General features: G+C 61.2%; 12 protein-coding genes. 5 read left to right on the forward strand and 7 right to left on the reverse strand.

Annotated elements, in window-relative coordinates; genetic code table 11:
- Nucleotides 1–16 precede the first annotated feature (16 nt).
- Nucleotides 17–1,219 carry a zinc metallochaperone GTPase ZigA gene (gene zigA / locus ACNFCI_RS04310; protein ID WP_084855284.1) on the reverse strand — a complete coding sequence of 401 codons (1,203 nt, stop codon included), beginning with the start codon at nucleotides 1,217–1,219 and terminating at the stop codon, nucleotides 17–19.
- Nucleotides 1,220–1,331: 112 nt separating this feature from the next.
- On the opposite strand from zigA, the gene folE2 reads away from it, so the two are divergent.
- Nucleotides 1,332–2,219, forward strand: coding sequence for a GTP cyclohydrolase FolE2 (gene folE2 / locus ACNFCI_RS04315; protein ID WP_416767486.1), 888 nt, complete (start codon nucleotides 1,332–1,334; stop codon nucleotides 2,217–2,219).
- Between the two features lie 3 nt (nucleotides 2,220–2,222).
- Here folE2 and ACNFCI_RS04320 read toward each other — a convergent pair whose 3' ends face one another.
- Nucleotides 2,223–2,750, reverse strand: coding sequence for a DUF3617 domain-containing protein (locus ACNFCI_RS04320; RefSeq protein ID WP_084855282.1), 528 nt, complete (start codon nucleotides 2,748–2,750; stop codon nucleotides 2,223–2,225).
- A gap of 127 nt (nucleotides 2,751–2,877) precedes the next feature.
- Between ACNFCI_RS04320 and cls the strand changes: the two genes are divergently transcribed.
- Entirely contained in the window at nucleotides 2,878–4,317 is a 1,440-nt protein-coding gene (gene cls / locus ACNFCI_RS04325) for a cardiolipin synthase (protein ID WP_416767489.1), read from the forward strand.
- A gap of 1 nt (nucleotide 4,318) precedes the next feature.
- Here cls and cfaB read toward each other — a convergent pair whose 3' ends face one another.
- Nucleotides 4,319–5,503 (reverse strand): C17 cyclopropane fatty acid synthase CfaB, encoded by a 1,185-nt coding sequence (gene cfaB / locus ACNFCI_RS04330; RefSeq protein WP_084855280.1) that lies wholly within the window; start codon nucleotides 5,501–5,503, stop codon nucleotides 4,319–4,321.
- A gap of 209 nt (nucleotides 5,504–5,712) precedes the next feature.
- Here cfaB and lpdA point away from each other — a divergent pair, with 209 nt between their 5' ends.
- From lpdA to ACNFCI_RS04345, 3 genes are all read left to right on the forward strand, one after another.
- Nucleotides 5,713–7,113 carry a dihydrolipoyl dehydrogenase gene (lpdA, locus tag ACNFCI_RS04335; protein ID WP_084855279.1) on the forward strand — a complete coding sequence of 467 codons (1,401 nt, stop codon included), beginning with the start codon at nucleotides 5,713–5,715 and terminating at the stop codon, nucleotides 7,111–7,113.
- Between the two features lie 211 nt (nucleotides 7,114–7,324).
- A complete protein-coding gene (gene choX, locus ACNFCI_RS04340; RefSeq protein WP_368828725.1) occupies nucleotides 7,325–8,263 on the forward strand; it encodes a choline ABC transporter substrate-binding protein in 939 nt (312 codons plus the stop codon).
- Entirely contained in the window at nucleotides 8,260–9,180 is a 921-nt protein-coding gene (locus ACNFCI_RS04345; RefSeq protein WP_324816310.1) for an alpha/beta hydrolase, read from the forward strand. The genes choX and ACNFCI_RS04345 overlap by 4 nt, the downstream gene beginning before the upstream one ends.
- Before the next feature lie 66 nt (nucleotides 9,181–9,246).
- Here ACNFCI_RS04345 and arsJ read toward each other — a convergent pair whose 3' ends face one another.
- The 4 genes from arsJ to ACNFCI_RS04365 form a co-directional block, all read right to left on the reverse strand.
- Nucleotides 9,247–10,473 carry an organoarsenical effux MFS transporter ArsJ gene (arsJ, locus tag ACNFCI_RS04350; protein ID WP_416767491.1) on the reverse strand — a complete coding sequence of 409 codons (1,227 nt, stop codon included), beginning with the start codon at nucleotides 10,471–10,473 and terminating at the stop codon, nucleotides 9,247–9,249.
- Between the two features lie 9 nt (nucleotides 10,474–10,482).
- Nucleotides 10,483–11,487: an ArsJ-associated glyceraldehyde-3-phosphate dehydrogenase gene (locus ACNFCI_RS04355; RefSeq protein ID WP_324816312.1), complete on the reverse strand. Its 1,005-nt coding sequence runs from the start codon at nucleotides 11,485–11,487 to the stop codon at nucleotides 10,483–10,485.
- 32 nt (nucleotides 11,488–11,519) lie between these two features.
- A complete protein-coding gene (arsH, locus tag ACNFCI_RS04360; RefSeq protein ID WP_324816314.1) occupies nucleotides 11,520–12,236 on the reverse strand; it encodes an arsenical resistance protein ArsH in 717 nt (238 codons plus the stop codon).
- Between the two features lie 138 nt (nucleotides 12,237–12,374).
- Nucleotides 12,375–12,731, reverse strand: coding sequence for a metalloregulator ArsR/SmtB family transcription factor (locus tag ACNFCI_RS04365; RefSeq protein ID WP_084855273.1), 357 nt, complete (start codon nucleotides 12,729–12,731; stop codon nucleotides 12,375–12,377).
- Between the last annotated feature and the right edge of the window lie 53 nt (nucleotides 12,732–12,784).

The raw sequence follows: 12,784 nt of genomic DNA on the forward strand, positions 1-12,784 counted from the left end.
CTCGATATCCACAGGCTCAAGCCACCTCATACCAAGGCCCGAAAGGGTCGTTGAAACGAAGCCAGGCCATTTCGCCCAACGCCATTTCCTCGTCGGTCAACAAACACGCTTCCAGTTCTGTGGATAACTGTTTGAAGTCGACGTTCTGCCCGATGAATACCAGCTCTTGCCGGCAATCACCGCTTTCGACTGCCCAATGCTTGAGGATCGCGGCGGTACTCTCCTCGTCCTGTGGCCAGTGCTCTCGTGGAACGAAGCGCCACCAGCGTCCTGCCATGCCATGGCGCATCATGCCACCGGCCTGTGACCAACTGCCTGCCTCCTGGAATTTGCTGGCCAGCCAGAAGAACCCCTTCGAACGCAGCAAGCGGCCATTGGTCCACTCCCTGTGGATAAAGTCGTGGAAGCGCTCAGGGTGAAAAGGCCGACGAGCTTGCCAAGTGGTGGCTGCAATCCCGTATTCCTCGGTTTCCGGCACGTGCTCGCCACGCAATTCCTGTAGCCAGCCAGAGGCCTGGGCCGCCTGTTCGAAGTCGAACAGGCCGGTGTCGAGGATGCGCTCCAGAGGCACCTGGCCCATGACCATGGGGATGATCTGCGCCCGGGCATTGAGGCTGCGCAGGATAGCCATCAGCTCTTCACGTTCATGCTGGCTGATCAGGTCGATCTTGCTGAGCAGCAGCACATCGGCGAATTCCACCTGTTCGACCAGCAGGTCGGTGATCGATCGCTCATCCTCCTCGCCCAGGGTTTCGCCGCGGCTGGCCAGGCTGTCGGCGGCCTGGTAGTCACGCAGGAAGTTGAGACCGTCGACGACCGTGACCATGGTGTCCAGGCGCGCCATGTCGGACAAGCTGCGCCCCTGCTCGTCACGGAAGGTGAACGTTTCGGCCACCGGGAGGGGTTCGGAAATACCGGTGGATTCGATCAACAAATAATCGAAACGCCCTTCCCGCGCCAGCTTCGCCACTTCCTCGAGCAAGTCCTCGCGCAAGGTGCAGCAGATACAGCCATTGCTCATTTCCACCAGCTTCTCTTGCGCCCGGTTGAGGCTGACGTTGCGCTGTACTTCGCTGGCGTCGATGTTGATTTCGCTCATGTCATTGACGATCACGGCCACCCGTAGGTTTTCGCGATTGCGCAGTACATGGTTGAGCAAGGTGCTCTTGCCGGCGCCCAGGAAGCCGGACAGCACGGTGACAGGGAGACGGTTGGGCATGGGAACCTCATCGGGCAAAGGCATTCGAAGCGATACGCTGCATACGTTATATTATAACAATACAATTTCGCCAAGCCCGTGCGCCGCTGCTGCATTCACCAGGATCGCCAAGATGACCAGCCTGACCCTTCCCGATATCGCCACCCAGACCCAACCTCATACCCTTCCCCTGGACTGGGTCGGCATGCAGGGCATCGCGTTGCCGTTGCGCTATGAAGGCCGCGTTCTCTGCGGGCAAGCAGACGTCGGCGTCAATCTGGAAGATGGTGTTTCACGGGGGATACATATGTCGCGCCTGTACCTGGCGCTGGAAGCCCTCGAGCAGGCCGAGCTGAATCCGTTGTCGTTACGCCGATTACTGGCCGACTTCCTCTCGACCCATGAGGGGTTGTCTTCTGCAGCCTACGTGAGCCTACGGTTCGATCAGCTACTGAAACGGCCAGCCTTGGTCAGCCCCTTGGCGGGTTGGAAGAGCTATCCCGTTACCCTCGATGCGAAGGTCGAATATGAAATGTTCCACGTGGAACTATCCGTTGTGGTGCCGTATTCATCCACTTGCCCTTGCTCCGCCGCGCTTGCCCGGCAGCTGATTCAACAGCAATTTCTCACCGACTTCCCCACGCAAATGCCCGACCAAGCCGCAATGTTGGAATGGCTGGGCAGCAACCAGGGCATCGTCGCCACGCCACACAGCCAACGTAGCCAAGCACATGTGCGCGTCCAACTACGAGACAACCTGGATCACTTACCGATTACCGAACTGATAGACCAGGTCGAGACGGCCTTGGGCACTGCCGTGCAAACGGCGGTGAAGCGCGCCGACGAACAGGCGTTCGCCTTGGCCAATGGCCAGAACCTGATGTTTTGCGAGGATGCCGCGCGACGGCTGCACCAGGCGTTGCGTGGAGTGGAGTGGACGGCTGGCTTCAGCCTGCGTGTGGAACATGCAGAAAGCCTGCATGCCCACGATGCGGTTGCTGCCAGCCAATACCGCTGGTGAGGCTCAGGTGCGTGGCTTTACCGCACCACAATCACGGCCCAGCCAAACGGCCCGGGTGTTCATGCTGCCCTGCTGCTGTACACCGGAGGCATTGAAGGTACCGCTGACCTGGGTCAGGAATTCTCGATCGCTGAGGAAGGTTGCCTGACCGTTACCTTGGGCTCGCGGGCAGCTGAACTGGAACTTCCATACATTGCCCGTACGCTCGGTGATTTTTTGGGTGCAACCGGACTGAGGATCCTGCAAGGGGATGTCATCAGTCTGGACCTGCTCAGGCGTGAGGCACGAACGCACGCCTTTTCCCGCCAGGGTGATCCCCTGCTTGGCCAATACCCCCTCCATCATGGCTCGCTGCTCCGGTGGCAGGTTCTTCAACTGCCCGAGCATGAACTCCATATTGGGTAACGGCTTGCCATCGACCTGCATGTTACTGGTGGTCAGTTCCCACAAGCCCGGTTGCAGCATCTGCGCTTGCACCAATGGCGCACCCAGGCCCAATGCCAGGGCCAACAATGGCAGACGAATCTTCATGGATGAATGCTCCTCGAAAGACCGGCTACTGGCCGGTTGAGCCTTAGACGTCATTTCCGCTTCCGGGTTGCAAGGCGGGCCTGGAACATGCTCTGTTATCCCAGTGCTCTCAGCAAGCAGGATGCGTATGGACTACCACAGCCCCTATTTCTTCGGCTATGTACTCGGCCTGATTCATCTGCTCGGCATCGTCGCCGCGCTGCATGCCGTATTCACCGTACGCACCGCCCAGGGCGCGATCGCCTGGGCCATGTCGCTGTTCTTCATCCCTTACCTCACGCTGATTCCCTACCTGGTCTTCGGTGCTCGCTCCTTCTATGCCTACATCCAGGCCAGGCGCCAGGCCAACCAGGAAATGCACGTGGCCATGGCCAACCTCAATTGGCGGCCCTGGGTTGAGGAAGCGCTGACCGCGCGCGAGTCGCTGAGCTATGCCGCCCTACGCGCGATGCCCAAGCTCGGGCCCATGCCCTGCCTGGCGAACAACGAGGTGAAGCTGCTGATCAACGGCAAGGCCACCTTCGACGCGATCTTCGCCGCCATTGCCGAGGCACGCCAGGCGGTCCTGGTACAGTTCTTCATCATCCATGACGACACCCTCGGCCGAAAGCTGCAACAGCTATTGCTGCGCAAGGCCGCCGAGGGGGTGCGCGTTTATGTGCTGTACGACCGGGTGGGCAGCCATGCGCTGCCGGCCAGCTATAGCCAGGCCCTGCGCGATGGAGGGGTGCAGATCCATGCCTTCGCCACACGCCGTGGCTGGTTCAACCGCTTCCAGGTCAATTTCCGCAACCACCGCAAGATCGTGGTGGTCGATGGCTTGCTGGGCTTTCTGGGTGGACACAACGTCGGTGACGAATACCTCGGCGAACATCCCCGGCTATCGCCTTGGCGCGACACCCATGTCCAGGTCAGCGGCCCGGTGCTGGCCTGCCTGCAGGAGTCGTTTGCCGAGGACTGGTATTGGGCCACGCGTGAATTGCCGCCACTGATCCTGCCCGACACCTACCCGGAAAACGGCGTGCTGTGTCAGGCATTGGCCAGCGGCCCGGCCGACGCCCAGGAAACCTGTGCGCTGTTCTTCCTCGAAGCTATCCACTCAGCCACCCGCCGGGTATGGATCACCAGCCCCTACTTCATCCCCGACGAAGCGGTATTCGCGGCACTGCGCCTGGCGGTGCTGCGCGGGGTCGATGTGCGCATCCTCATTCCGGCACGGCCGGACCACCGTATCGTCTACGCCGCCTCCAGCCTGTTCGCGTTCGAGGCGGTACGTGCTGGTGTAAGAATGTTCCGCTACCAGCCAGGGTTCCTGCACCAGAAGGTGGTGCTGGTGGATGACGAGGTCAGTGCGATCGGCAGTGCCAACCTGGATAACCGTTCATTCCGGTTGAATTTCGAGATCACACTGCTGACCGTGGACCGCCCCTTCGCCGACCAGGTCGAGGCCATGTTGCTGAAGGATTTCGAAGAGGCCAGGGAGATCAGTGCTGACGACAGCCGCGATACGCATCGCCTGCAACGGCTCGGGATGCGTATCGCGCGGCTGATATCGCCGATCCTTTGAGTTAACGGTAGAGGTCTTCGCGGGTCCAAGGCAGGTCGTGGTGCCCGTCTGCATAAGGCTTGACCGCGAGGATCTGGTGCAGGTTGATCCAGCCCTTGGAGAAGGCATAGGCACAGCCGGCCAGGTACAGGCGCCAGATGCGCAAGGTCTTCTCCGGTACCAGGGCAGCTGCCTTGTGCAGCTGGTTCTCCAGGTTCTCGCTCCAGTGGTTGAGGGTCTTGGCGTAGTGCAGGCGCAGGCTTTCCACGTCAACGATTTCAAGCCCCGCTTCGCAGATACGCGCACTGATCATCGACACGTGCGGCAGCTCGCCATGGGGGAAGACATAGCGGTCGATGAACTCGCCCGCCCCCCGCCCTACAGGGCGCCCATCCACGTGCTTGGCCGTGATGCCATGGTTCATCACCAGGCCGCCTTCGCGCACGGCACCGAACAGCTTCTGGCAATACAGCTCGAGGTTGGCATGGCCGACGTGCTCGAACATACCGACACTCACCACCTTGTCGAACCGGCCATCCTGGGGCAGGTCGCGGTAGTCGAGGATCTGCAGGTCGACCTGATCGGCCAACCCTTCTTCCTTGACCCGTTGGCGGCCCAGTTTCAGCTGCTCCTTGCTCAGGGTGATGCCGAACACCTTGGCACCGTACTCCCGCGCGGCGAACCGTGCCAGCCCACCCCAACCGCAGCCCACGTCGAGCAGGTAGTCACCGGCCTGCAGGCGCAGCTTGCGGCACAGGTGGTCGAACTTGTTCTGCTGGGCCTCGTCGAGGGTGTTGTCCGGTTCGCGGAAGTAGGCACAGGAATAGGCCATGTCCTGGTCGAGCCAGAGCTGGTAGAACTCGTTGGACAAGTCATAGTGGTAGGAAATGGCTTTAGCGTCCGTGTCCTTGTCATGCGCGGTACGCTCAGGGGGTGTTTCGTCTTCGTCCTCCAGCAAGGCTTCGCTGAGCTCGTCGCAGACCCGGATGACTTCCCCGATATCGCCTTCGAGCTCAAGCTTGCCTTCGACAAAGGCGGCACCCAGTTCATCCAGGCTCGGATGGGTCAGCTGGGAGATCAGCTGAGGCTCCTTGACCAGGATGGTGACCTGCGGGCTCGGCCCCAGGTCGAACTGGTTGCCGTCCCACAGCTTCAGACGCAAAGGCAAGTGCAAGCTCTGCAACGCAGGTGGAAGTTGCGCAAGCATGAATGACCCTCCCTTTCATTTTTCCAGACGTCGCGCCTCTAATTGGGACGTCACCGGGAACAGGGTAGTTCATTCGTGGGAAGTTTCCGTGAATGCAGACCTTGGTCTAGAAGCATCCGAAACAAATTGAAGGCATTTTTGTATACAACTTTCCTCGTGCAGACTAATCTTGTGGCCCTCTTGCGCTTCTTCACTCCTGGAGTAAACCCATGAAATCCTATGATGTGGTGATCATTGGCGGCGGCCCCGGTGGCTACAACGCAGCGATCCGCGCCGGTCAGCTGGGCATGAGCGTCGCCTGCGTGGAGGGTCGCTCGACCCTCGGCGGCACCTGCTTGAATGTCGGCTGCATGCCATCCAAGGCGCTCCTGCATGCGTCGGAGCTCTACGAAGCGGCCACCGGCGAGGAGTTCGCCCACCTGGGAATCGAGGTCAAGCCTACGCTCAACCTGGCCCAGATGATGAAGCAGAAGGACGAAAGCGTGACCGGCCTGACCAAGGGCATCGAATACCTGTTCCGCAAGAACAAGGTCGACTGGGTCAAGGGCTGGGGCCGCCTCGACGGCGTCGGCAAGGTCATCGTCAAGGCCGAGGACGGCAGCGAGACTACGTTGCAGGCCAAGGACATCGTCATCGCCACCGGCTCCGAACCCACCCCGCTGCCGGGCGTGACCATCGATAACCAGCGCATCATCGACTCCACCGGCGCCCTGTCGCTGCCCCAGGTACCCAAGCATCTGGTGGTGATCGGTGCCGGCGTGATCGGCCTGGAACTGGGCTCGGTGTGGCGCCGCCTGGGTGCCGAAGTGACCGTGATCGAATACCTGGACCGTATCTGCCCCGGTATCGACGAAGAAACCGCCAAGACGCTGCAAAAAGCCCTGGCCAAGCAAGGCATGGCCTTCAAGCTCGGCAGCAAGGTGACCCAGGCCACCCCATCGGCCGACAGCGTCAGCCTCACGCTGGAACCTGCAGCCGGCGGCGCGGCCGAAACCCTGCAGGCCGACTACGTGCTGGTGGCTATCGGCCGGCGCCCTTACACCAAGGGCCTGAACCTGGAAAGCGTCGGCCTTGAAACCGACAAGCGCGGCATGCTGGCCAACGAGCATCACCGCTCCTCGGTGCCAGGCATCTGGGTGATCGGCGATGTCACGTCCGGCCCGATGCTGGCGCACAAGGCCGAGGACGAGGCGGTCTCCTGCATCGAGCGTATCGCCGGCAAGGCCCACGAGGTCAACTACAACCTGATCCCAGGCGTCATCTATACCCGCCCGGAACTGGCCAGCGTCGGCAAGACCGAAGAACAGCTCAAGGCCGAAGGCCGCGCCTACAAGGTCGGCAAGTTCCCCTTCACCGCCAACAGCCGCGCCAAGATCAACCATGAAACCGAAGGTTTCGCCAAGGTCATCGCCGATGCCAATACCGACGAGGTGCTGGGCGTGCACCTGGTGGGCCCAAGCGTGAGCGAGATGATCGGCGAGTTCTGCGTGGCCATGGAGTTCTCCGCCTCGGCCGAGGACATCGCCCTCACCTGCCACCCTCACCCGACCCGCTCCGAGGCACTGCGCCAGGCTGCGATGAACGTGGATGGCATGGCCATGCAAATCTGATCGCATCGAAACGAGGTTGCATCAAAAGGGCGAACACAGGTGTTCGCCCTTTCTTTTTTTCCTGCTCGGCTAAGGTTTCCGGGGTCGCCACCGTGCAACTGCGAGTCGCCACAGTGCGATTTTTTATTTCAGGCTGCCCGTAACGTGAGCGACAGCCACCGCTGCGCGGGGCCCCACGACATAACAACGATAACGTCCCGAGGGAGAAGTCATGAAGCGATCGATCACAGCGGCCACCTGCGCTGCGTTGTTGAGCGTTGCCAGCGGTACCTGGGCCGCCGAGCCGGCCGCCTGCCAGAATGTGCGCATGGGCTCGGTGAACTGGACCGATGTGGTCGCCAGCAGCGCAGTGGCCGAGGCCCTGCTCGACAGCCTGGGCTACAAGGTCAAGCAGACCAGCGCCTCGCAGCAGATCATCCTCGCCGGCATGGCCGAGAAACGCCTCGACATCTTCCTCGGCTATTGGCAGCCGACCATGCAATCGGTAGCCAAGCCCTACCTCGACAAGCAGCAGATCGACGTCATCAGCCCAGCCACCTTGAGCGATGCGCAGTCCACCTATGCCGTCCCCGCCTACGCTTATGACGCAGGCCTGAAGACCTTCGCCGATATCGCCAGGTTCCGTGACAAGCTGAACAACCGGATCTACCTGATCGAACCGGGCAGCGGCATGAACCGCATCACCCAGCAGATGATCGACCAGGACAAGTTCGGCCTCAAAGGCTTCCAGGGCGTGGAGTCCAGCGAGGCCGGCATGCTCACGGCGGTAAAGCGCGCGGTCAATCAGCAGAAATGGGTGGTGTTCGCCGGCTGGAAACCACACCCGATGAACCTGCAGATCGACATGAAATACCTCTCCGGCAGCGACGATGCGTTCGGCCCGAACGAAGGTTCCGCCACGGTCTCGATCATGACCGCCGCCGGCTACCAGCAGCAGTGCGGCAACGTTGCCAAGCTGCTGCACAATCTGCGCTTCACCAGCGAGGGCGTCAGCCAGGTGATGGAACCCATCCTGGACCGCACCGCGCCGCTGGAGGCCGCCCGCGCCTGGCTCAAGGCCCACCCTGAGCAGGTATCGACCTGGCTCGCCGGGGTGACCACCTTCGATGGCAAACCTGCCGACGCGACGCTGGTCGCCAGCCAGCAATGACCCCATACCCCCTGTCGGCCGGCATGACGGCCTTCATCGAGCGCACCCGCGCCTTCGCCGTGGCCGACTCGTCGCTCGCCGCTCAACGCGCGGCCTATTCGCGCATGGCAGCGGCCTTCACCCCACCAGCCCCGGCGGGCGTGCAGGTACGCGACCTGAAGCGTGCCCAGTTGCCACCGTTGCGGTTGTTCTACCCAGCCCGCCCGGCGCCGCCGGGCGGTTGGCCCACCGTGCTGTTCCTGCATGGAGGCGGCTGGATGCTCGGCGGCCTCGATTCGCACGCGTTCTTCTGTGCAGAACTGGTCACGCGGCTGGGTTTGCTCGTAGTCGCGGTGGATTACCGGCTAGCACCGGAACATCCCTTCCCCGCCGCACTGGAGGACAGCCTCGCGGCCTGGCACGCACTGCGTAATGGCCTTGTCGGCGAGCCTGTGGACTGCGCGCGCATGGCCGTGGTCGGCGACAGCGCCGGTGGCAACCTCGCCGCTGCCCTGTGCCTGGCGTTACGGGATGCCGATGAGCAGCAGCCCTGCGCCCAGGTATTGATCTACCCGGCCCTAGGAGACGAAAACACCGTCTCCCGTCATGCGTGTGCGGACGCCCCGCTGTTGTCCAGCGAGGACCTGCAGGCGTGCCTGGACGCATACCTGCCCGAACCCACCGGGAGTTCTCTGGCATTGCCATTGCGCGCGCGCGATTTGCACGGGGTGGCGCCAGCCTTTATCAGCGTCGCCGAGTTCGATCCACTGCGTGACGATGGGCGACTGTATGCCGAGCGGCTACGTGGCGATGGGGTGGCTGTGGATTATTTTCCAGGCCACGGCCTGGTACATGGGTGCTTGCGGGCGAGGGGTTTGCCGGAAGTGGATCGCTTGTACGAGGCGTTGTTCGAGATGCTGGCAGGTAGGATGACTTAACCGTCGCGATACCGAGTGGTGGCCTACTATTTATTGGGGGCCTCGACATCCGTGAATCCTGACTCGCTAGCCTGTGACCAGGCTGATATGCCTTGGCAATGCGATTGAAATCAGCGCAGCCAGGAGAACAAAGGCTGTGGAGATCCAGAGGCAGGCCAGCAGCCCGTGAGCCTGGAACACCCAGCCCGACAGGAGCGTGCCGATCAGCCGCCCCAACGCGTTAGACATGTAGTAGAACCCCACATCCAACGACACCCCATCTTCCTTGGCATAGCTGACAATCAAATAGCTGTGCAGCGATGAGTTCACCGCAAACAACACGCCAAAAAGCATCAGCCCGCCGAGCAGTATCACCGGAGCCGACCCGCCGGCAATCAGACCCAAGGCGATCAGCGCAGGCAAACCGGCCAAGGCGAGCGCCCACATAAAGGCCGCTCGGCCGTCGGGTACATGACCACGCTTCTTGCCGGTGATATGGGGAGCAAACGACTGGACAATGCCGTAGCCGATTACCCAGGCGGCCAAAAAGCCGCCGACCAGCCAGAAATCCCAGCCAAACGCAGAGCTCAGGTAAACCGGCAGTGCCACGACGAACCAAACATCCCGCGCACCGAACAAAAACAGCCGTGCAGCCGAGAGGATGTTAATGGCCCGGCTCTTGGACAACATGTCGCGGAACTTCGGCTTGGCCTTCGCCTTGCCCAAGTCCTTTTTCAGCAGGATCAGACTGCCGATCCAGATCAGGGCCAGCACCGCCGCCATGGCCAGTACCGCCTGGGTGAAACCGAGCAGCGCAAGCAGTGCTCCCCCGAGGAAGAAGCCCACGCCTTTGAGCGCGTTTTTCGAGCCCGTCAGGATGGCTACCCATTTGTAGAGGGTGCCTTGCTGGCTGTCCGGCACCAGGAGCTTGATGGAGCTCTTGGCGCTCATCTTGTTCAGGTCCTTGGCGATACCGGACAGCGCCTGGGCGGCCATTACCCACGGCACCGTCAGCGAGGCTGCTGGTGCCGTGAGCATCAGTAGGGCGACGACCTGCATGCCAAGGCCGATGTTCATGGTGCGATTGAGTCCCAGGCGGGCGCCGAGGTAGCCGCCCACCAAGTTGGTGATCACACCGAAAATCTCATAGAACAGGAACAGCGCCGCGATCTGCAGCGGCGTGTAGCCCAAGGTATGGAAGTGCAATACCACCAACATGCGCAATGCACCGTCGGTGAGGGTGAAGGCCCAATAGTTGCCGGTAACGAGCAGGTACTGACGCACTTCCGAAGACAGGGCTGACAACGCCTTCATGATCGCTGCTTACTCCGCCATACCGACCAGTCGAGCCAACTCCGCTGCACGGTTGGCATAGCCCCATTCGTTGTCGTACCAGGCGTAGATCTTCACCTGGGAGCCGTTCACCACCAGCGTCGACAGCGCATCAATGATGGAGGACCGTGGATCGGTGCGATAGTCGATGGACACCAGTGGACGTTCCTCGTAGCCCAGGATGTTCTTCAAGGGGCCTTCGGCTGCCGCTTTGAGCAGGGCGTTGACCTCTTCGATGGTGGTCGCGCGCTCCACTTCGAACACGCAGTCGGTCAGCGAGGCGTTGGCCAACGGTACGCGCACGGCATGACCGTTCAGTTTGCCGCGTAGCTCGGGGAAGATCTCGGCGATCGCGGTGGCTGAACCTGTGGTGGTAGGGATCAGGCTCATGCCTGAGGCCCGGGCGCGACGCAGATCCTTATGTGGCGTATCCAGAATGCTCTGGGTATTGGTCAGGTCGTGGATAGTGGTGATCGAGCCGTGGCGGATGCCCAGATTCTCGTGAATGACCTTGACCACTGGCGCCAGGCAGTTGGTGGTGCAGGACGCAGCGGTAACGATCCGGTGCTGCGCCGGCTCGAACAGGTGTTGGTTGACCCCCATCACCACATTCAATGCGCCCTTTTCCTTCACCGGCGCACAAACCACCACGCGTTTAACGCCCTGGTCCAGGTAGGCCTGGAGCACGGCCACCGATTTCATCTTGCCGCTGGCCTCGATGACCAGGTCACAACCCGACCAGTCGGTATCAGCGATCATCTTGTGCGCGGTGATCTTGATGCGCTTGCCGTCGATCACCACCGAGTCGCCTTGCGCACGTGCTTCACTGTGCCAGCGCCCGTGGACCGAGTCGAAGTTGATCAGGTGGGCGTGGGTCTCGGCATCTCCAGCCGGATCATTGATCTGCACGAACTCGAATTCTGGCCACTCCCAAGACGCGCGAAGCGCTAAGCGACCGATACGCCCAAATCCGTTGATACCTACTTTGATAGCCATGTTCTTGTTCTCAAGATGCGATTAGCGAGCGTTCAGATGGATCGTTGATTAACGCGCTTCGACAGCTCTTGTGCCGATTCCTTGCGTTCGGAGTATCGGTCGACCAGATAGTCGGCGCGGTCGCGCAACAGCAGGGTGAATTTCACGAGTTCTTCCATGACATCGACGACGCGGTCGTAATAGGGAGACGGCTTCATGCGGCCCGCTTCGTCAAACTCCAGGTAGGCCTTGGGCACTGACGACTGGTTAGGGATAGTGAACATGCGCATCCAACGGCCCAGCACACGTAGTTGGTTGACGACGTTGAACGACTGCGAACCGCCGCACACCTGCATCACTGCCAGGGTCTTGCCCTGGGTCGGCCGCACGGCGCCCATGCTCAACGGAATCCAGTCGATCTGCGACTTGAACACGCCGGTCATTGCGCCGTGGCGTTCAGGTGAACACCAGACCATGCCTTCGGACCAGAGCACCAGGTCACGCAGCTCCTTGACCATCGGATGGTCGTCCGGAGCGTCGTCCGCCAAAGGCAGGCCAGACGGGTTGAAGATCCGAGTCTGCGCACCGAAGTGCTCCAGCAGGCGTGCGGCTTCCTCTGTCAGCAGACGGCTGAACGAGCGTTCGCGGGTCGATCCGTATAGAAGGAGGATGCGTGGCTTGTGAGTGGACACCTGTTCAATTGCCAGCTTGTCGGCCGTCGGCAGGTCAACGAGTTTGCTGTCGATGTTGGGGATGTGGTGTTCGGTCATGCAATCACTCCTGGGGGAGGGTTCCATAGGGTTGATCGAATCAGTGACGGTTGGGCCATCAGGCAACCAGGGGAATCCTTACGCAGACTTCCCCCTGTGTTGCAGTGACAGCAGCAAACATTGATTTCTTGACGATGGTCAGCAGCAAGTGGCGACGCGCTGAGGACGATCCCCCATCAGGTCCAATCGCCTGGAGATGGAGCCCAGCCATTCGCGATTGGCCTCCAGCGTCACCGTCAGGACGTCCCGAACCCAGACGGGCAGCTGTGGATGCAGCCGATAGTAGACCCACTGGCCTTGGCGGCGGTCTGCCAGCAAGCCGCAGGTGCGAAGTTGTGCGAGGTGGCGGGAAACCTTGGGTTGGCTTTCTTCCAGGGCACAGATCAATTCACAGACGCACAGCTCTTCCTCGCGCGCAATCAGCAGCATCATCCGCACGCGGTTCTCGTCGGCGAGGCATTTGAAGACCGTGGTAGGTGTCAGTGAGTCAGTCATTAGGGGATGCTCTGAATACATATGTTTTCCCGAATATACGTTTTTTCATATGT

This window comes from Pseudomonas sp. NY15356 (genome assembly GCF_048068175.1).
GTDB classification, from domain to species: Bacteria; Pseudomonadota; Gammaproteobacteria; order Pseudomonadales; family Pseudomonadaceae; genus Aquipseudomonas; species Aquipseudomonas putida_K.